The sequence below is a fragment of the Aquitalea pelogenes genome (assembly GCF_041914625.1).
GTDB classification, from domain to species: domain Bacteria; phylum Pseudomonadota; class Gammaproteobacteria; order Burkholderiales; family Chromobacteriaceae; genus Aquitalea; species Aquitalea pelogenes.
In genome coordinates this window covers 109,530-127,280 of record NZ_JAYSDA010000003.1, presented here as the reverse complement: position 1 = coordinate 127,280, position 17,751 = coordinate 109,530, and the positions used below count along the sequence as shown (strand labels likewise).

General features: G+C 59.9%; 20 protein-coding genes. 3 read left to right on the top strand and 17 right to left on the bottom strand.

The genetic code is table 11. From position 1 onward, the window contains the following. Nucleotides 1–106 precede the first annotated feature (106 nt). From ACE3SE_RS03925 to ACE3SE_RS03880, 10 genes are all read right to left on the bottom strand, one after another. A complete protein-coding gene (locus tag ACE3SE_RS03925) occupies nt 107–832 on the bottom strand; it encodes a YebC/PmpR family DNA-binding transcriptional regulator (RefSeq protein ID WP_045848341.1) in 726 nt (241 codons plus the stop codon). Nucleotides 833–908: 76 nt separating this feature from the next. Then, a complete protein-coding gene (fliR, locus tag ACE3SE_RS03920; protein ID WP_131354540.1) occupies nt 909–1,685 on the bottom strand; it encodes a flagellar biosynthetic protein FliR in 777 nt (258 codons plus the stop codon). Nucleotides 1,686–1,696: 11 nt separating this feature from the next. Continuing rightward, on the bottom strand, nt 1,697–1,966 hold the full coding sequence (fliQ, locus tag ACE3SE_RS03915) for a flagellar biosynthesis protein FliQ (protein ID WP_045848343.1): 270 nt from the start codon (nt 1,964–1,966) through the stop codon (nt 1,697–1,699). Beyond that, nucleotides 1,963–2,463: a GNAT family N-acetyltransferase gene (locus ACE3SE_RS03910; RefSeq protein ID WP_374553974.1), complete on the bottom strand. Its 501-nt coding sequence runs from the start codon at nt 2,461–2,463 to the stop codon at nt 1,963–1,965. Before ACE3SE_RS03910 ends, fliQ begins: the two co-directional genes overlap by 4 nt. Nucleotides 2,464–2,465: 2 nt before the next feature. Next, nucleotides 2,466–3,209 carry a flagellar type III secretion system pore protein FliP gene (gene fliP / locus ACE3SE_RS03905; RefSeq protein ID WP_045848344.1) on the bottom strand — a complete coding sequence of 248 codons (744 nt, stop codon included), beginning with the start codon at nt 3,207–3,209 and terminating at the stop codon, nt 2,466–2,468. Continuing rightward, complete coding sequence (gene fliO, locus ACE3SE_RS03900; protein ID WP_374553973.1) at nt 3,209–3,667, bottom strand: flagellar biosynthetic protein FliO; 459 nt, start codon at nt 3,665–3,667, stop codon at nt 3,209–3,211. Before fliO ends, fliP begins: the two co-directional genes overlap by 1 nt. Further along, nucleotides 3,667–4,110 (bottom strand): flagellar motor switch protein FliN, encoded by a 444-nt coding sequence (fliN, locus tag ACE3SE_RS03895; RefSeq protein ID WP_374553972.1) that lies wholly within the window; start codon nt 4,108–4,110, stop codon nt 3,667–3,669. Before fliN ends, fliO begins: the two co-directional genes overlap by 1 nt. Beyond that, nucleotides 4,107–5,111, bottom strand: coding sequence for a flagellar motor switch protein FliM (gene fliM / locus ACE3SE_RS03890; protein ID WP_045848346.1), 1,005 nt, complete (start codon nt 5,109–5,111; stop codon nt 4,107–4,109). The genes fliN and fliM overlap by 4 nt, the downstream gene beginning before the upstream one ends. 4 nt (nt 5,112–5,115) lie before the next feature. Then, nucleotides 5,116–5,643 carry a flagellar basal body-associated FliL family protein gene (locus ACE3SE_RS03885; protein WP_131354546.1) on the bottom strand — a complete coding sequence of 176 codons (528 nt, stop codon included), beginning with the start codon at nt 5,641–5,643 and terminating at the stop codon, nt 5,116–5,118. Between the two features lie 106 nt (nt 5,644–5,749). After that, complete coding sequence (locus ACE3SE_RS03880) at nt 5,750–6,709, bottom strand: flagellar hook-length control protein FliK (protein ID WP_374553971.1); 960 nt, start codon at nt 6,707–6,709, stop codon at nt 5,750–5,752. A 200-nt stretch (nt 6,710–6,909) separates the two neighbouring features. Between ACE3SE_RS03880 and ACE3SE_RS03875 the strand changes: the two genes are divergently transcribed. From ACE3SE_RS03875 to ACE3SE_RS03865, 3 genes are read left to right on the top strand one after another with little or no spacing between them, the layout of a single operon-like run. Then, nucleotides 6,910–7,920 carry an iron ABC transporter substrate-binding protein gene (locus ACE3SE_RS03875; RefSeq protein WP_374553970.1) on the top strand — a complete coding sequence of 337 codons (1,011 nt, stop codon included), beginning with the start codon at nt 6,910–6,912 and terminating at the stop codon, nt 7,918–7,920. A gap of 4 nt (nt 7,921–7,924) precedes the next feature. Then, nucleotides 7,925–9,529: an ABC transporter permease gene (locus ACE3SE_RS03870; RefSeq protein ID WP_374553969.1), complete on the top strand. Its 1,605-nt coding sequence runs from the start codon at nt 7,925–7,927 to the stop codon at nt 9,527–9,529. Beyond that, complete coding sequence (locus tag ACE3SE_RS03865) at nt 9,526–10,566, top strand: ABC transporter ATP-binding protein (protein WP_374553968.1); 1,041 nt, start codon at nt 9,526–9,528, stop codon at nt 10,564–10,566. The genes ACE3SE_RS03870 and ACE3SE_RS03865 overlap by 4 nt, the downstream gene beginning before the upstream one ends. Before the next feature lie 24 nt (nt 10,567–10,590). On the opposite strand, the gene fliJ is transcribed toward ACE3SE_RS03865, so the two are convergent. The 7 genes from fliJ to ACE3SE_RS03830 form a co-directional block, all read right to left on the bottom strand. Continuing rightward, a complete protein-coding gene (gene fliJ, locus ACE3SE_RS03860) occupies nt 10,591–11,040 on the bottom strand; it encodes a flagellar export protein FliJ (RefSeq protein ID WP_045848351.1) in 450 nt (149 codons plus the stop codon). A 12-nt stretch (nt 11,041–11,052) separates the two neighbouring features. After that, nucleotides 11,053–12,444, bottom strand: a complete 1,392-nt coding sequence (gene fliI, locus ACE3SE_RS03855; protein ID WP_131354555.1) for a flagellar protein export ATPase FliI — start codon at nt 12,442–12,444, stop codon at nt 11,053–11,055. Next, on the bottom strand, nt 12,428–13,237 hold the full coding sequence (locus ACE3SE_RS03850; RefSeq protein ID WP_239689611.1) for a FliH/SctL family protein: 810 nt from the start codon (nt 13,235–13,237) through the stop codon (nt 12,428–12,430). Before ACE3SE_RS03850 ends, fliI begins: the two co-directional genes overlap by 17 nt. Continuing rightward, nucleotides 13,227–14,225 (bottom strand): flagellar motor switch protein FliG, encoded by a 999-nt coding sequence (gene fliG, locus ACE3SE_RS03845; RefSeq protein ID WP_045848354.1) that lies wholly within the window; start codon nt 14,223–14,225, stop codon nt 13,227–13,229. Before fliG ends, ACE3SE_RS03850 begins: the two co-directional genes overlap by 11 nt. After that, on the bottom strand, nt 14,218–15,975 hold the full coding sequence (gene fliF / locus ACE3SE_RS03840) for a flagellar basal-body MS-ring/collar protein FliF (protein ID WP_374553967.1): 1,758 nt from the start codon (nt 15,973–15,975) through the stop codon (nt 14,218–14,220). The genes fliG and fliF overlap by 8 nt, the downstream gene beginning before the upstream one ends. Nucleotides 15,976–16,037: 62 nt before the next feature. Beyond that, on the bottom strand, nt 16,038–16,358 hold the full coding sequence (gene fliE / locus ACE3SE_RS03835) for a flagellar hook-basal body complex protein FliE (protein ID WP_045848356.1): 321 nt from the start codon (nt 16,356–16,358) through the stop codon (nt 16,038–16,040). 2 nt (nt 16,359–16,360) lie between these two features. Then, nucleotides 16,361–17,737 (bottom strand): sigma-54-dependent transcriptional regulator, encoded by a 1,377-nt coding sequence (locus ACE3SE_RS03830; RefSeq protein WP_374553966.1) that lies wholly within the window; start codon nt 17,735–17,737, stop codon nt 16,361–16,363. Nucleotides 17,738–17,751 lie beyond the last annotated feature (14 nt).

Below are 17,751 nucleotides of genomic sequence, written 5' to 3'. Positions count from 1 at the left end.
TGCAGTTTACACTGCTGCGACAGCGCTGCCGATGCTGACAATCAGTAAATGGCAGGCATGAAAAAGGCTTGCCCGTGGGCAAGCCTTGCCGTATGGCATCAGACCATCAATCCAGCAGGGTGGCCGAGGTGTACACGTCCTGCACGTCGTCCAGGTCTTCCAGCGCATCCAGCAGCTTTTGCATGCGCATGGCGTCTTCGCCGGCCAGTTCGGTTTCGTTCTGCGGCTTCATGGTGACTTCGCCCATTTCCGCCTTGAAGCCCTTGTCTTCCAGCGCCTGTTTCACATCGCTGAATTCGTAGGGGCCGGTGATGACTTCGATGGAGCCGTCATCATTGGTGATCACGTCTTCGGCACCGCATTCCAGTGCGGCTTCCATCAGTGCGTCTTCGTCAACACCCGGAGCAAACACCAGGAAACCGCAATGGTTGAACTGGAAGGCCACACAGCCGTCGGTGCCCATATTGCCGCCATACTTGGAGAAGGCATGACGCACATCGGCCACGGTACGGGTCTTGTTGTCGGTCAGGCAGTCCACCATCACGGCAGCGCCACCAATGCCATAACCTTCGTAACGGCACTCGACATAATCCACGCCTTCGAGCTGACCGGTACCGCGCTTGATGGCGTTATCGATATTGTCCTTGGGCATGGATTCGGCCTTGGCCTTGTCCACTGCCAGACGCAGACGCGGGTTCATGTTGACATCGCCGCCGCCCATCTTGGCAGCAACGGTGATTTCCTTGATCAGACGGGTGAAGATCTTGCCACGCTTGGCATCCTGACGACCCTTGCGGTGCTGGATGTTCGCCCATTTGCTATGACCTGCCATAATTGCCTCAATCTGGTGTGGCCCGTCACCGGGCCGGTTTAATGCTGGAAAATTTGGACGCTATTCTAGCAGAAAGCTATTTCGCCTTCAGCATGGCCAACATGAAGGTGAAGGCCTGACCGTATATCTGTTCGATGGCCGGCACCATCAGCGGCAACGTCAGATAAATGGTGATGAAACCAATCATCAAGGTCAGCGGAAAACCAAAGGTAAAAATATTGAACTGCGGTGCTGCACGGGTCATCACGCCGATGGCGAGGTTGGTCACCAGCAAGGCGGCAATCACCGGCATGGACAGCCAGATACCCCAGGAAATGATGTGACTGCCCCATAACACCAGCGCCTTCAACCCCTGGGACGGCATGCTCATGCCAATGGGCAGCACCTGAAAGCTTTCCACCAGGGTGGAAATGACGACTTGATGACCGTCAAAGGTGAGGAACAGCAGGAAGACAAACATGGACAGCAGCTGGGACACCACCGGCACCTGCGCTGCGTGCATGGGATCGAAAAACATGGCAAAGCCCAGGCCGGTTTGCGCACCCATGATGAAACCGGCCATTTCCACCGCGGTCATGGTCAGCCGCATGACAAAGCCCATGGCCAGGCCAATGAGCAATTGCTGGAACAAAATGGCAATGCCTGCTGCGGAAAATACCGGCACGGCTGGCACCGGTGGCAGCAATGGCACCACCAGCACGGTGAGCATCAGCGCGAAACCGGCCTTGAAACGGCGCGGTACACCGCGATAGGCATACAAGGGCTCCACCAGGAACAGGCCGATGATGCGGGCAAAGGGCCAGGCAAACATCGTAACCAGCGCACTGATCTGTGCATCAGAAATACTGAACATGAGGTGTGACGTCAGCCAATCACGCTGGGAATGCTCTGGAACAGCCGGGTGGTGTATTCCACCAGGGTATTGAGCATCCAAGGCCCAGCCAGCACCAGCACCAGAAACATGGCCAGCAGCTTGGGAATGAAGGTGAGCGTCATTTCATTGATTTGCGTGGCAGCCTGCAACACGCTGACCAACAGGCCCACCACCAGTGACACCAGCAGCACCGGTGCCGAGACGATGATCAGGATATACAGTGCGTTCTGCACCAGGTTGATGACCAGTTCCGGACTCATGATTCTCTCCTTGCGTCGGCAGGCTCCTGCCAGCCGCCTTTGGCCATCAGCCAGTTTTCCAGCGTTTCGCCATCGCGCATCACGGTATTGGCGCGCAACACCGCATATCCCGCCTGTTCGAATACTGGCCGGGCTGCATGACTGGCCCAGGCATGCAGGGCCACAAGCCCGGCCTGTGCCGCCACGTCTTCCAGCTGCTGGATCATTTGCATGGCGAGCCCGCGTCGCTGCGCAGCAGGCGCCACATACAACATGTCGAACTCTCCGGCATGGGTCAGCCAGGCGAAACCCAGCAACTCACCAGCCGCACTGACAGCAACGCTCCAGCTAGCGGACAGGCGCGCAGCCCAGGCTGAAGCGGTTTCATCATCCCAGATACCGGCCCAGGCCAGGCGGGCCGCCAAGGGGTAAGCCTCATCCGGCAAGGCGGCTATGCAATCGGCACACAAGGCATGACACAGCGGCAGCATGTCCGGCGTAATGGGGTGGAATTCCATGCCTAGCCCGTATAAAAGCTTTGCACCAGCGAACCCATCAGCAGGGTCCAGCCGTCCACCAGCACAAACAGCATCAGCTTGAACGGCAAGGATATGGTGACCGGTGACACCATCATCATCCCCATGGCCATCAGGATGCTGGCCACCACCAGGTCAATGATCATGAAGGGGATGAACACCATGAAGCCGATCTGGAACGCGGTTTTCAGCTCACTGATGACATAGGCCGGAATCAGCGTTTTCATGGAAACATCAGCCTTGGTGGCTGGTTTTTCCGAGCGGGAAATCTCGATGAAAAAGGCCAGATCCTTCTCGCGGGTCTGGCTGAGCATGAAAGCCTTCATCGGCTTGCTAGCCTCTTCCACCGCCTGGTTGAAGCTGATCTTGTCGTCCGAGAATGGCGCCCAGGCCTTGTTGTACACCTGATCAAACGTTGGCCCCATCACAAACAGGGTGAGGAACAGCGACAAGCCCAGAATCACCTGATTGGGTGGCGACTGGGTTACGCCCATGGCCTGGCGCAGCAGGGACAGCACAATGACGATGCGGGTGAATGCGGTGGTCATCAACAGCATGGCCGGGATGAAACCCAGCGCTGTCATGAACAACAGCATTTGCAAGGACAGGGAATAATTCTGACCGCCACCGGCACCCGGGGTACTGGTCATCAAGGGCAGGCCGGCAGCCTGTGCCAGCATGGGCAGCCCCAGCAGCAGCCAGGGCAACACGCGAGATGTGAATTTCATTATCTGTTTACGGCTTCGGATTTCTGACGGCCCTTTTCCATGGCCGCCTTCAGCCAGCGGGCGAAGGGTTCGCCAGGCTGCACGACATCAGTCCCGGCATCGGGCGGGCGGTCCATCTTGGTCAGCAGGTTGACACTATGACTGGTGACACCCAATACCAGCCATTCGCCTTCCAGCTCGACAATCACCACCTTTTCACGCTGCCCCACCAGCACGCCGCTGACCACGCGCAAGCGGTTGCTGCCGCCCAGCATGCCACCGGACATGCGGCGGAACAGCCAGGCCAGACCGACAATGGCAGCCAGCACCACAGCCAGACCAAGAATGACCTGCAACAGGCTGCTGACCGGCGTGGGACTGCTGGCAACGACCAGTGGTTGAGATGCAAGCGTCCCGGCCTGGGCGATGGCCGAGCAGGCGGCCAGCATCACCGCAGCAGGTCTGATGGTTGTCCGCATTATTTTTGCAGGCGACGGATGCGTTCCGCCGGGGTAATGATGTCGGTCAGGCGGATACCGAACTTGTCGTTCACCACCACCACTTCGCCCTGGGCGATCAGGCAGCCATTGACCAGCACGTCCATCGGCTCGCCTGCCAGCCCGTCCAGCTCCACCACCGAACCCTGCGCAAGTTGCAGCAGGTTGCGGATGGCAATTTTGGTCCGGCCCAGCTCCACCGTCAGCTGGACCGGAATATCCAGAATCATGTCCAGGTTGCTGGGGACATTCAGCGCGGCTTCACCGCTGCCCAGCTCCTGAAACAGGTTGGTAGCCGGCTGCACATTGTCGGCCTGCGCGGCATCGGTGGTTTCCTGTTCTGCCATGGCGGCAGCCCAGTCATCCATTGATACCTCTTCCTCACCCGCCCCCGGGTTCTGACCTTCTTCTAGCTGCTCAGTCATTGCTTGCTTTCTCCTGCGGGCTCGGCGAACTCGCCAGCCCCGGCCAATACCTTGTCTACCTTCAGGGCGTAACGGCCCTGCACGGTACCATAATGACACTCCAGAACCGGTATGCCGGACACATCCACCACCACGGCCTCCGGCACTTCCAGCATCACGACATCACCGTTTTTCAAATTGAGAATCTGCCCCAGCGTGACCTTGGTTTCCGCCAGGGTGGCTACCAGTTCCACCTCGGCCGCCTGTACCTGATGGGTCATCAGGCTGACCCAGCGATTGTCCACTTCCGTCCGGTCTGCCTGCATGGTGCTGGACAGCACATCGCGAATGGGTTCCACCATGGAATAAGGCAGACAGATGTGGAAGTCGCCGCCACCGGCACCCAGTTCGATATGGAAGGTCATGGCCACCACCACTTCGGTTGGCGTGGCGATGTTGGCAAACTGGGTATTCATTTCCGAACGCAGGTAGACGAACTCGATGGGGTGCACCGGTTCCCATGCCTTCTGGCATTCGGTGAACACCACTTCCAGCAAGCGCCGGATGATGCGCTGCTCGGTCGGGGTAAAGTCCCGGCCTTCCACCCGTACATGGTAACGGCCATCGCTACCGAACAGGTTATCCACGATCAGGAATACCAGATCCGGATCGAAGATCAGCAGGCCGGTACCACGCAGCGGTTTGACATGTACCAGGTTCAGGTTGGTGGGCACCACCAGGTTGCGAATGAATTCGCTGTATTTCTGTACGCGCACCGGCCCGACGGATATTTCCGCATTGCGCCGGATAAAGTTGAACAAGCCTATACGCAGGTTACGGGCGAAACGTTCGTTGATGATTTCCAGCGTTGGCATACGGCCGCGCACAATGCGCTCCTGCCGGCCAATATCATAGCCGCGGACTCCCTGTGAGTCCTGCGCGCCATCATCATCTTCGTCCTCGCCGGTGACGCCCCTGAGCAGGGCATCCACCTCTTCCTGGGACAGGATATCGTCGCCCATCGCTTTACTGCTTCTGAATGATGAAGGAAGTGAACAGTACGCTCTGAACCAGCTCTTCTTCGCCGGAATCCATCGATTCGTTGATGATCTGCTTGACCTGGGCCTTCAGCTTGACCTTGCCGTCCGGGCTGGACAATTCTGCTGCAGTCTTGGAAGACAGCAACAGGATCAGCGCACTGCGGATCTTCGGCATGTAATCGGTAAACTTCTTCTTGGCTTCTTCATCGCCAAGCTCAGCCTGCATGTCCACTTGCAGCAGGCTGCCGTCACCACCGGACAGGTTCACCACGAAGGTATCGATTTTTTCAAAGATCGGCGGACCTTCATGCTTTTTCTTCGGTTTTTCCTTGGTCTGCTCGGTCTGGGCAGCGTCATGCGGCTTGTTCATGTTGGTGAACATCACATAGGCAAGACCACCCATGCCAGCGAGAACCAATACCAGCAGGATGACCACCACCAGCATCAGCTTGTTGCCACCACCTGCCTTTTTCTCGCCCTTGTCCGCCTTGTCCGCTTTTTTGTCTTCTGCCATGGGTATTCAGTCCGTCGGTTAGGTTTATAAGGAAAGCTTAAGCCATTTCCTTATTTTATTTTCCAGATTTCCGCACGAACTGAACAGAGCCCCCTTGTGAGCCATATCAAGCAAAGATACTGAGTATCCCGCGTGCGGACGTGATGGCAGCCAGAGTATCGTCCTCATCGTTGCCAGCGGCATTCTGGCGGCGGCCATTCTGGTTTTGATTGAATTGCTGTTGCCGATTCCCGGATTGTCCGCTGGAAACCTGTGCATCGGCAAGAGCTATACCACTGGAAGCCATCATGGAAACCAGTTTGGGCATGTTGTTTTCCAGAATTTCACGCGTTGCCGGCACTGCCGAGGTAAACAGTACCTGCGCCTGGTCGTTGCCATTCATCTTGAGCGTCACCTCCACCGGCCCCAGTTGCGGCGGATTGACCTGGATGGTGGCCTTGTCCATTTTCATGCTGACCATGGACATCACCTGATCGCCCAGCGCCTTGGACCAGTTCGGATCGGTCATCGGCTGGGAAATGGTCAGGGTTTTGGTCTGGCTGACTTGCTGCACCTGCTGATTATTCTGATTGGCGGCCTGACTGGCGGCCAGCTGATCGGCAGACGGCGGCAAGAATTGCAGTGCTGCGGCATCCTTGCCCGGCAATTCTTGCGCTTGCAGGCCATTAGCGTGCTTGCCTGCTGCCGCTGTTGGCAGGGCCGCCTCCAGTGCGATGTCCTTCACCATGCTGTTGCTGATGTCGGTGGCCGTGGTGCTGACCTGCGGCTTGTCTTGTACTGGCGGGGTGGGCAAGCCGGCCTGCAACATGGGCATGGCTGCCAGCAACATATTGGCGGAATTATCGGTGGCAGCCGTGTCGTCCTTGGCGGTGGAATCCTTGTCCTGACTGGATTTCCCGTTGCCACCACTACCATCTCCCTGGCCTGGAAGTACAGGATTGAGACTGACCAATTGCGCGCCGAGCAAGCTGGCAAACAGGCCGCCTGCATCTTGTGTGGCAGTGTCGGCATTGCTGCTGGGCATGATTGCCTTGGCATTGCTCGCCGGAACTACAGTAATTGTCATGGCCTAAACCCCCTGAAGAGATGGAGGCTAAGCAGCAATTTACATGCCAGGGAGATTCACCCTGCCAGTAAAGGCAGACATCGGCTCACATAATTAATGCGAATCATTATCCTTTGCATTACAATCCGGTCTTCATCCAGTCGCGGTCCAACCTTACCGCACTGCTTTGCCTGTTGAACAATGCAAGGAGTATCAGCCCGATGTCCCGTCCATTTGCACGCATCACCACCGCCCTGCTGCTGTCCAGTCTGTTTGCCGCCACCGTACATGCCGCCCCCAGTGCCGAAGGTATCGTGGTATACAACGCCCAGCATGAGAGCCTGACCAAATCCTGGGTGGAAGGCTTTACCAAGGAAACCGGCATCAAGGTTACCGTGCGCAATGGCAGTGACAGTGAAATGGGCAACCAGATCGTGCAGGAAGGCGCGGCCTCGCCGGCGGATGTATTCCTGACCGAAAACTCCCCGGCCATGGTGCTGGTGGATAATGCCAAGCTGCTGGCCCCGCTGTCCCCGACCACCACCGCTCAGGTAGACCCTGCCTTCCGCCCTGCTCATGGCCGCTGGGTAGGCATTGCCGCCCGCTCCACCGTTTTTGTCTACAACAAGAACCGCCTGACCCCGAAAGAGCTGCCCAAGTCCATGCTGGACCTGGCCAAACCGGAATGGAAAGGCCGCTGGGGCGCCGCACCGGCCGGTGCCGACTTCCAGGCGATTGTGAGTGCCTTGCTGGAACAAAAGGGTGAAGCGGCCACGCTGGCCTGGCTGAAAGCCATGAAAACCAACGCTCAGCCCTACAAGGGCAACAGCGTGGTGATGAAAGCGGTGAATGCCAGCCAGATCGACGGCGGGGTGATTTATCACTATTACTACTTCGGCGATCAGAACAAGACCGGCGAAAACAGCAAGAACACCGCCCTGCACTACTTCAAGCAGCAAGACCCGGGTGCGTTTGTCAGCATCTCCGGCGGTGCGGTGCTGGCTTCCAGCAAGCACAAGGAAGAGGCCCAGGCCTTCCTGAAGTGGGTGACCGGCAAGGGTGGCCAGAACATCCTGCGCACCGAAAATTCGTTTGAATATGCAGTCGGCCAGGGCGCGCAGTCCAATCCCAAGCTGGTTCCGCTGAAGGATCTGGACGCACCCAGAATCGACGCTTCCCGCCTGAACAGCCGCAAGACGGTAGAACTGATGACACAGGCAGGTTTGCTGTAAACACATGACGACATCGTCTTCCCGTACTGCACAGGGCGGATTGGCCGCCCATGACAGCCCGACCAGCACGGCAGGACTGCGTCGGCCGGGGCGGCAAGTGCCGCTCTGGCTGCAAGGCAGCTCCTTGCTGGTTTCACTGCTGGCCTTGTTGCCGGTGGTGTTCATTGTGGCCATTTCCATCCAGACCGGCTGGAGCACCGTCGTACAACTGGTGTTCCGGCCACGGGTGGCCGAACTGCTGTTCAATACCAGTTTGCTGGTAGTACTGACCGTGCCGCTGTGCACGCTGCTGGGCGTCAGCCTGGCCTGGCTGACCGAACGCAGCACCCTGCCGGCACGTGGCTGCTGGCGCGCTCTGGCGGTGGCCCCGCTGGCCGTGCCCGCCTTTGTGCATAGCTATGCCTGGATCAGCCTGCTGCCTGCTTTCAATGGCGTCAGCGCGGCTGTGCTGCTGTCGGTGATTGCCTACACGCCATTCATTTACCTGCCGGTTACCGCCGCCTTGCGCCGCATGGACCCGGCACTGGAAGACAGCGCAGCCTCGCTGGGCCTGACTCCGCTAGCGGTGTTCCGGCGCGTTACCCTGCCGCAACTCAAGCTGGGCATCTGGGGCGGCGGCCTGCTGATCAGCCTGCACCTGCTGGCCGAATACGGCCTGTACGCCATGTTGCGCTTTGACACCTTCACCACCGCCATCTTCGATCAGTTCCAGTCCAGCTTTAACGGCCCGGCAGCCAATATGCTGGCCGGTGTACTGGCGCTGTGCTGTCTGGGCCTGCTGTGGCTGGAGGCGGGAACACGCGGCAATGCACGCTACGCCCGGCTGGGTTCCGGCTCGGCGCGGCAGATCACCCCGGTTCGTCTGGGTGCATGGACACTGCCGGCCTTGCTGCTGTGCCTGCTATCCGCCGCACTGAGCCTGGGGGTGCCGCTGATCACCCTGGGTCACTGGCTGTGGAAAGGTGGCATTGAAGCCTGGCAAAACGACAGCCTGTGGCCTGCACTGCAACAGACGGTGCAGCTGGGTGCGCTTGGTGCCGTACTGACCGTGGTGGCCGCCGTGCCGCTGGCCTGGTTGTCGGTGCGTGCTGTCAGTCGCTTGCAAAGGCTGCAGGAGGGCTGCAACTACATCACCAGCGCCCTGCCCGGCATAGTCACCGCGCTGGCTCTGGTCACCATCACCATCCATTACGCCCGGCCGCTCTACCAGACCATCTTCACCATCTTGCTGGCTTATCTGCTGATGTTTCTGCCCCGCGCGCTGGTCAGCCTGCGGGCCGGCATTGCCCAGGCACCGGCCGAGCTGGAACAGGCAGCGGGCAGTCTGGGCAGCACACCGGGGCAGGCCTTGCGCCGGGTCACCTTGCGTCTGGCTGCGCCGGGCGCGGCGGCAGGCCTTGCCATGGTGTTCCTGGCCATCAGCAACGAGCTGACAGCCACCTTGCTGCTGGCACCCAATGGCACGCGCACGCTGGCCACGGGCTTCTGGGCGATGACCAGTGAAATCGACTACATCATGGCCGCACCTTATGCCTTGCTGATGGTGCTGCTATCGCTGCCACTCACCTGGCTTTTGCATGACCATTCCAAACGGAGTGCCGGACGATGACTTCCCTGCACCTGCAACACCTGAGCAAACACTACGGCGCCACCCAGGCGGTACAGGATGTATCGCTGAGCTGCACGGCAGCCAGTCGCGTCGCCATTGTCGGCCCGTCCGGCTCGGGCAAGACCACCTTGCTGCGCATGATTGCCGGTTTCGAACACCCGGACCAGGGCAGCATCACCCTGGACGGGCAAACACTGGCAGCCGATGGCCGGGCCCTGCCCGCCCATTTGCGCGGCATCGGTTATGTGGCCCAGGATGGCGCGCTGTTTCCCCACCTGACGGTGGCGGACAATATCGGTTTCGGCCTGACACTCAAAGGCGAAGCACGCAATCGGCGCATTGCCGAGCTGCTGGACATGGTGGCGCTGGACCAGGCCATGCTGCAACGCTGGCCGCATCAGCTATCCGGTGGCCAGCAGCAGCGTATTGCGCTGGCGCGGGCACTGGCCCAGCAACCACGGCTGATGCTGCTGGACGAACCGTTCTCGGCGCTGGATACCGGATTGCGTGCCGCCATGCGCAAGATGGTGGCGCAACTGCTGGGTGATGCCGGCATCACCGCCATTCTGGTCACTCACGATCAGGCCGAGGCCTTGTCCTTTGCCGACCAGCTGGCGGTAATGCGTCAGGGAAGGCTGATTCAGTCCGGCAGCCCGCAACAGCTGTACAGCCAACCTGCCGATGAAGCCACGGCGCTGTTTCTGGGCGAGGCGGTCATCCTGCCGGCGCATATTCATCAGGGCAAGGCCGAGTGTGGGCTGGGCGCGATTGCAGTGAATGACAGCCAGTTCAGCGGCCAGGGGCGCATCATGCTGCGGCCGGAACAGCTGGAACTGCAAATGGCAGGCAGTCAGCAATCCCAGGCACAGGCACGCGTGCTGGAGTGTGATTTCGGTGGCCATGACAGCCTGATCGACCTGCAATTACCGCACGACAATACCGTGCTGCAATTGCGCACCAGCAGCTGGAATCTGCCCTCTCCGGGCAGCATGGTGGGGATTGCCGTGCAGGGCCGGGCGCATTTGCTGCCGGCCTGAGTGCAAAGACCCTGCAGGTGCGACTCAATCGTCGCCGTGGGTCTGGTCCCAGAAACGACGGGTGGCAAATTCATCCGTCGTTTTTTGTTCGCGGCGGGCCTGTACCAGCTGCTCGCGCTCCAGTTCCCGTTCCAGCAGTTTTTCGTAGGCCTTGAGCTTTTTGTGCTCGTTGCGCCAGGCTTGTCGCTCCATGATGAAGCGCTGCTTGGCAAATTCGGTATCGCCCTGCTGGATGCGCACGGCTTCGTCCAGCCGGCCCAGGAATTTCTGAAAGTCCTGCCACTGGGCAATGCTCATGCCCTTCATGCCACCGGTGGTCAGCCGCTCGCGGTATTCATTGCGGAAATTTTCCAGCTGTTCCTGCCGGTTCATCGCGTCCAGCACCTTGGCCTGCGCCTGGCGCATGCGCTCGGCTGCCGCAGCCTGCTTGTCCTCGGCCAGCTTGATCAGGAAGGTGTATTTGCTCTGTGCCATGGCCTAAGCGCCTTACGCCAGCACGCTTTCCAGTTGCAACTGGCTGGTGGTGTAGTCCTGGGATTCATGCATGGGCTGGGTGAGGAAGCTGGTCATCTGCAACTGGCGACGCATGGCCTCGTCCAGTACCGGGTCGGAACCCGGCACATAAGCCCCCACGCTGATCAGGTCGCGATTGCGCTGGTAGCGTGAGTACAGCTGCTTGAAGTAGCGTGCCTGATCCATCTGCTTGGGCGGCACTACATCCACCATCACCCGGCTGATGGACTGTTCGATGTCGATGGCTGGGTAGTGCCCTGCTTCGGCCAGCTCGCGCGACAGCACGAAGTGACCATCCAGAATGGCCCGTGCCGAGTCGGCAATCGGGTCTTGCTGGTCGTCGCCTTCGGACAGAACGGTATAAAAGCCGGTAATCGAGCCGCCGCCATTTGCCGCATTACCGGCCCGTTCAATCAACTGTGGCAGACGGGCAAACACCGAGGGTGGATAGCCCTTGGTCACCGGCGGCTCACCAATGGCCAGTGCGATTTCACGCTGCGCCATGGCGTAACGGGTGACCGAATCCATCAGCAACAGCACGTCCTTGCCCTGGGCGCGGAAATACTCGGCCAAGGCCGTGGCATAAGCTGCGCCGTGCAGGCGCATCAGCGGCGGCATGTCGGCAGGAGCCGCCACCACCACGGCGCGGGCGATGCCCTCCTCGCCCAGAATGTTCTCGATGAAGTCCTTGACCTCGCGACCCCGCTCGCCAATCAGCCCCACCACCACCACATCGGCGCGGGTGAAGCGGGCCATCATGCCCAGCAGTACCGACTTGCCGACACCGGAGCCGGCAAACAGGCCGAGACGCTGGCCGCGCCCTACCGTCAAGAGGCCGTTGATGGCACGCACCCCCACATCCAGCACCTGCTTTACCGGCGAGCGGTCCAGCGGATTCATTGGCTGACTGTGCAGCGGGAAATAGGCTTCGGGATGAATGGGGCCCTTGCCATCCAGCGGACGGCCCAGCGAATCGAGAATGCGGCCCAGCAGGCTTTCACCGACCGGCACCTGACGCCCGGCCGGGCCGTTGACCCGGGCGGAAACCACTCTTTGCCCGTAGCTGGGCGGATGACAGGGCGTCATCGGCCGCACCGGCGTACCGGGCAGCAAGCCGTGCACATTGGCCAGCGGCATCAGGAATACCCGGTCACCGGAAAAACCCACTACTTCGGCTTCCACCACATGGTTGTCCGCCAGTTCAACCTGACAGGCGCTACCAACCGGCAGCTTGATGCCGGTGGCTTCCATCACCATGCCGGTGACACGCAGCAAACGCCCGCACGGCTGCCATAGCGGTGCTTCCTGTGCAGCCTGCATGCAGTCATTCAGAAAGGAACGCTGGCGGTCAATCAGGGTAGTCATTGTGTTCGGCATCCAGACCCATGGCGCTGCGCAGTGCAGCCAGACGCGAAGCCAGACGCAGGTCCAGCTGCAAGGCCGCGGTATCGATGATGCAGCCGCCGCGCTGGATATGCGGGTCTTCAATCCACTGCCACTGGGTTTCCGGGGTTTCCTGTTGCAGGAACTGCCGCACGGCTTCCAGGTCGGCCGGGTTCACCCGCAGCCGGGCCTGGCTCATGGTGGCAGGCAGCTCGCCCAGTACCTGACGCAGCTGGGCGATGATCGCAGTATCACTTTGTGCCAGATGCTCACCGGCAAGGCGCTCGGCCAGCTGCATGGCCAGTGACAGCAAGGTGCCGGACAGCTCCTCTTCCACCCGGTTGATTTCACGGGCAAAACTGGCAGCCAGATCCTGCATCGGCGTCCACAGCTGGGCAAATTGCGCCGCAGCCTGATCATGCCCCTGCTGCAAGCCCATGGACAAACCTTCGGCATGGCCCGCTTGCGCCCCTTCGTCGTAACCGGTCTGCCACGCTTCCTGGTGAATGGCTTCCAGCTCGGAGGCCGTGGGATAACCGGAAGCAGCCGGCTCTTCGGCTTCAGGCGCATTTTCGCCCGGGGAAGATGGCTCCTCCTCCCCTTCTGCCCGCTGGGCATCGGCTACCGTGGGTGCCTGCTCCAGATGGCGGCGCAGGGCTTCCAGCCCGGCCAGCTGGGTCGGGCTGAAACCGTCGTCGCCCTGGGTCAGCTCGGTTGGCGTCCAGCTTTGCCAGCCTTGCAGTTGCTCACCCGGAATGATGGGATTATTCGACAAGGCCTTCGTCACCACCCTTGCTGCCTAGCACGATCTGGCCATCGTCGGCCAGCTTGCGGACAACCTTGAGGATTTCCTTCTGTTCGGCTTCCACCTCGGACAATTTGACCGGTCCCTTGGATTCCAGATCGTCACGCAGCATTTCGGCCGCACGCTGCGACATGTTGCGGAAGATCTTGTCCTTGAGTTCGGCACTGGTGCCCTTGAGCGCCACCACCAGCGAATCGGACTGCACTTCGCGCAGGATGGTCTGGATGGAGCGGTCGTCGATGTCGAGAATGTTCTCGAACACGAACATCTTGTCCTGGATGCGTTGCGCCAGTTCCGGGTCGTACTCGCGGATGTAGTTGAGCGCCGAACCTTCCACATTGGAACCCATGAAGTTGAGGATTTCCGCCGTGAGGCTGATGCCGCCGGAGGCGCTCTTCTTGATGCGGTCCGAGCCGGACAACAGCTGGGTCAGCACGTCGTTCAGTTCGCGCAGCGCCTGCGGCTGCACGCCTTCCAGCGTGGCGGTACGGATCAGTACCTCGTTGCGCAGCCGCTCCGGGAAGAAGGACAGGATGGAGCTGGACAGGTCCGGCTCCAGATGCACCAGGATGGTGGCAATGATCTGCGGGTGCTCGTGGCGGATCAGGTCGGCTGCCGAGGACGGGTCCATCCACTTCAGGCTTTCGATACCGCTGTGATCGTTGCCCTGCATGATCTTGTCCAGCAGGTTGGCCGCCTTGTCCGGGCCAAGGGCTTCGATCAGCACATTGCGCAGGTATTCGTCCGACGCGCCGATGCTGGCCCGTGCCGCACACTCTTCGCGGAACTTGCCGACAATGTCATCGATCTGGTCGTAGCTCAGATTATTGATGGCCGCCATGGCCAGCGAAATCTTCTGCACTTCCTTGGGGCCCAGATACTTGAACACTTCAACCGCTTCGGCCTGCCCCAGGCTGAACAGCAGAACCGCACTGCGGTGCACACCGTTATCACTCATCGGAGCTTATCCATTCCTTGATGATCTGGGCTGCCATGCGCGGGTCAGATTTCACCAGCTCACGAGCGGCTTCCAGATTCTGGTTGTACTGACGCATCTGGGCATCCTTCGGATTTTCCTGCGTGCCATCCGGGTTGGTCGCCACGGCACCCTTGCCGCCGGCAGCCGCACCCTCGGCACCACCCTCATCGTCACCGGCAACGGCCAGCAAGCGCCCACCGGCATCTACCAGCGGCTTGCCATCCGGGCCTTTCTTGACGGCATCCTGCGGTTTGACCAGGTCCTTGACGATAGGCCGCACCACACCAAACAGCAAATACAGTACGGCAATGGTAAGCAAGGCGTACTTGATCAGGCTGGAGGCATTGTTGGTGAGGTAGTCGGTGACTTTCTCCTGCATGGTCACTGGCACCGCCGCATCGGCAAAGGCGGCATTCACCACGTTCAGCGTGTCACCACGCTGACTGTTGTAGCCCATGGTTTCCTTGACCAGATTGTTGATCTGCTGGATTTCCTGGGCAGTCAGCGGCGTCGGTTTCATCTCGCCGTTCTTGTCCGGCATCTTGCGGTAGTTCACCACCACGGCTGCAGACAGACGCTTCACCACGCCTTGCGGCATCTTGGTGTGCTGAATGGTCTTGTCCACCTCGTAATTGGTGGTGATGTCGCGCTCCAGCGCACCGGACTGGCCCATGGCCTGACCGGACAAGGTGGCGGTACCCGGCGCAGCACCCGGCGGCAAGGTAATCGGAGCGGAAGCACCAGATGGAGGCTGATTGGACAGTGCTCCGGGTACGCCACCAGCATTGGCAGCGCCACTACCCAGCCGCTCCACGATTTGCTGGCTGCGGGTGGCGGACGGATTGGGTGAAGAGTTGGGACGATAGCTCTCCGAAGTCTGCTCCACTTCGGAGAAATCCACATTGGCCGTTACCTGAGCATGAATGTTTCCCTGGCCGAATATGGGTTCCAGAATGCTTTCGATACGCTTAACGTAGCCATCTTCCACCTGGCGCACATAGCCAAGCTGGGTCTGGTCCATGCCGGCCGTGTCCTTGTCGGACAGCTTGGACAGCATGTTGCCGTCCTGATCCACCACCGTGACATTCTTCACCGGCAGATTGGGCACGGCACTGGACACCAGGTGCACGATGCCGGCCACCTGGCCCTGATCCAGCGTGCGGCCGCGGAACAGGTTCAGCATCACCGAGGCGGTTGGCTGTTGCTGGTCGCGCACAAATACGCTTTGCTTGGGAATGGCAATGTGGATGCGGGCCGATTCCACCGAACCGATGGCTTCGATGGTGCGGGCCAGCTCGCCCTCAATGGCGCGCTGGTAATTGACTTGTTCGGCAAACTGGCTGATGCCGAACTTCTGGTTGCCCATCAGTTCGAAGCCGACACCCCCGGCCTTGGGCAGGCCCTGGGCAGCCAGACGCAAACGGGCGTCATATACCTTGTCAGCCGGCACGGATACGGTCCCGCCATCGCCCAGCTGATAAGGAATGTTCATTTGCTGCAGGGCAGCCGTGACCTGACCGCCGTCGCGGTCGGCAATATTGGAAAACAGGATTTTATAGCTGGGCTGCCGGTTCAGGACAACTGCACCGACAATGACAGAGAAAATGGCGGCCAGGGCCACCAGGAAGAGGATCTTTTTATTGTTGGGAAGCGACTTGAAGCGGTCGGTTGCTTCATTGAGCCGGGTTCGCCAAACAGGAGTCGGGTTTTGTTCTGCCAGATCAGCCATACAGTGGTTTTAGTTTCAGGCACAGCCACTGCCGGCAACCACAGCATGGGGTGACGGCCAGGCTATACCTGGGTATTCATGATTTCCTGATAGGCGGACACCAGCTTGTTGCGCGCCTGGACCATGGTCTGGAACGACAGGCTGGCTTTCTGCAAGGAGACCATCACGTCCTGCAGGTTAACCCCCTCATCTCCCAACTCGAACTGCTTCTGCATTTCCTGCGAAGTTTGCTGAGCAGAATTCACCTGCTCAATGGTGGATTTGAGAACATCGGCAAAGTCAACTTGCGACGTTTCCTGCGTCTGCGCGGCCGGCTTGCCACCGGCCAGGGCCGATGCGGCCCGCAGTTCGCTCAACATCTGGTCTACATTATTGATCGACATGGCTACTCCGTACTGCGTACGTCCAGGTCATCCGGATCCTCATCCTGGCCATCTTCTTCGCGGTAGCGCTGCAATTTGTAGCGCAAGGTGCGTTCACTGATGCCCAGTTTTTCAGCAGCGAGCTTCTTGATGCCTCCCACTGCTGCCAGTGTATCCAGAATATGACGTTTTTCCAGCGTTTTCATGTCGGACTCTGCCGTCACGATAGGCTGGACTGTGGTTTCTGTCCGGGTAAGCGGTGTCGAACCGGAAACATCATCCAGCAACAGGTCGGCGGCAATAATTACCGGCCCGGCGGCAAGAATCACCGCCCGCTGCATGACATTTTCCAATTCGCGGATGTTACCTTCCCAACTATAGGCCGTCAATTGACGTTCCGCCTCTTCGGAGAGGCTTAATCCGGAACGTCCGGCCGCTTCAGCGTATTTGTTAAGCACAAGCCGTGCCAGCGGCAGGATATCCTCGCGCCGCTCGGCGAGCGCCGGAATGCGCAGCGGGAAAACATTCAACCGGAAATACAGGTCTTCGCGGAAACGACCGGCCTCCACCTCACCGGCAACATCGCGGTTGGAAGTAGCCAGCACGCGGATGTCCAGCTTGATGGTGCGGGTGCTGCCCACCCGCTCCACTTCGCGCTCCTGCAGCACCCGCAGCAGTTTGGCTTGCAGCGACAAGGGCATTTCGGTGACTTCATCCAGCAGGATGGTACCGCCCTGCGCCTGTTCGAACTTGCCTGGCAAGGCTTGTGCCGCGCCGGTAAATGCGCCTTTTTCGTGGCCGAACAGCGTGGATTCCAGCAAATTGTCCGGAATGGCGGCACAGTTCACCGCCACGAAGGGGCCGTCGTGGCGCTTGGAGTGACGGTGAATGTAGCGCGCCAGAACTTCCTTGCCCGCGCCGCTGGGTCCGGTGATCATCACGCTGGCATCGCTGCCGGCCACACGGCTGGCCAGTGCCAGCAGCTGGCGCATTTGCGGCGATTCGGCCACGGCTTCGTCGCGCTCGCCCTCCGGCAGTTTGAGGATGTGCTTTTCCACTTCGGCAATCAGGCTGGCCGGCTCGAATGGCTTGAGCAGATAGTGGGTGGCGCCGGCGCGCAACAAAGCGATAGCGCGTTCGATGATGCCGTAGGCCGTCATCAGGATGAAGGGCACGCCCGGATAACGGATTTTTACTTCTTCAAACAGCGTGTAGCCGTCCATTGGGGCCATCTGCGCATCGGAAATGATCAGGCCGACCGGTGCTTTTTTCAGTTGCTGCAAGGCAGCGCTGCCATCACCGGCTTCCAGCGTGGGATAACCGGCCAGGCTGAGGGTATCGACAATCGCTTCACGCAGATCGGCGTCGTCTTCGACAACGAGAATGGGCAACTTCATCATGTTTGCTTGTATGT

What these genes read in the sequence shown, in the direction of transcription:
- ACE3SE_RS03865 (WP_374553968.1), top strand. Translation starts at nt 9,526, where the DNA reads ATGACTTCCCTGCACCTGCAACACCTGAGCAAACACTACGGCGCCACC.
- fliG (WP_045848354.1), bottom strand. Translation starts at nt 14,225, where the DNA reads ATGAGTGATAACGGTGTGCACCGCAGTGCGGTTCTGCTGTTCAGCCTG.
- fliI (WP_131354555.1), bottom strand. Translation starts at nt 12,444, where the DNA reads ATGACTACCCTGATTGACCGCCAGCGTTCCTTTCTGAATGACTGCATG.
- ACE3SE_RS03870 (WP_374553969.1), top strand. Translation starts at nt 7,925, where the DNA reads ATGACGACATCGTCTTCCCGTACTGCACAGGGCGGATTGGCCGCCCAT.
- fliR (WP_131354540.1), bottom strand. Translation starts at nt 1,685, where the DNA reads ATGTTCAGTATTTCTGATGCACAGATCAGTGCGCTGGTTACGATGTTT.
- fliN (WP_374553972.1), bottom strand. Translation starts at nt 4,110, where the DNA reads ATGACTGAGCAGCTAGAAGAAGGTCAGAACCCGGGGGCGGGTGAGGAA.
- fliF (WP_374553967.1), bottom strand. Translation starts at nt 15,975, where the DNA reads ATGGCTGATCTGGCAGAACAAAACCCGACTCCTGTTTGGCGAACCCGG.
- ACE3SE_RS03910 (WP_374553974.1), bottom strand. Translation starts at nt 2,463, where the DNA reads ATGGAATTCCACCCCATTACGCCGGACATGCTGCCGCTGTGTCATGCC.
- ACE3SE_RS03885 (WP_131354546.1), bottom strand. Translation starts at nt 5,643, where the DNA reads ATGGCAGAAGACAAAAAAGCGGACAAGGCGGACAAGGGCGAGAAAAAG.
- fliO (WP_374553973.1), bottom strand. Translation starts at nt 3,667, where the DNA reads ATGCGGACAACCATCAGACCTGCTGCGGTGATGCTGGCCGCCTGCTCG.
- ACE3SE_RS03830 (WP_374553966.1), bottom strand. Translation starts at nt 17,737, where the DNA reads ATGATGAAGTTGCCCATTCTCGTTGTCGAAGACGACGCCGATCTGCGT.
- fliP (WP_045848344.1), bottom strand. Translation starts at nt 3,209, where the DNA reads ATGAAATTCACATCTCGCGTGTTGCCCTGGCTGCTGCTGGGGCTGCCC.
- fliM (WP_045848346.1), bottom strand. Translation starts at nt 5,111, where the DNA reads ATGGGCGACGATATCCTGTCCCAGGAAGAGGTGGATGCCCTGCTCAGG.
- fliJ (WP_045848351.1), bottom strand. Translation starts at nt 11,040, where the DNA reads ATGGCACAGAGCAAATACACCTTCCTGATCAAGCTGGCCGAGGACAAG.
- ACE3SE_RS03880 (WP_374553971.1), bottom strand. Translation starts at nt 6,709, where the DNA reads ATGACAATTACTGTAGTTCCGGCGAGCAATGCCAAGGCAATCATGCCC.
- fliE (WP_045848356.1), bottom strand. Translation starts at nt 16,358, where the DNA reads ATGTCGATCAATAATGTAGACCAGATGTTGAGCGAACTGCGGGCCGCA.
- ACE3SE_RS03875 (WP_374553970.1), top strand. Translation starts at nt 6,910, where the DNA reads ATGTCCCGTCCATTTGCACGCATCACCACCGCCCTGCTGCTGTCCAGT.
- fliQ (WP_045848343.1), bottom strand. Translation starts at nt 1,966, where the DNA reads ATGAGTCCGGAACTGGTCATCAACCTGGTGCAGAACGCACTGTATATC.
- ACE3SE_RS03925 (WP_045848341.1), bottom strand. Translation starts at nt 832, where the DNA reads ATGGCAGGTCATAGCAAATGGGCGAACATCCAGCACCGCAAGGGTCGT.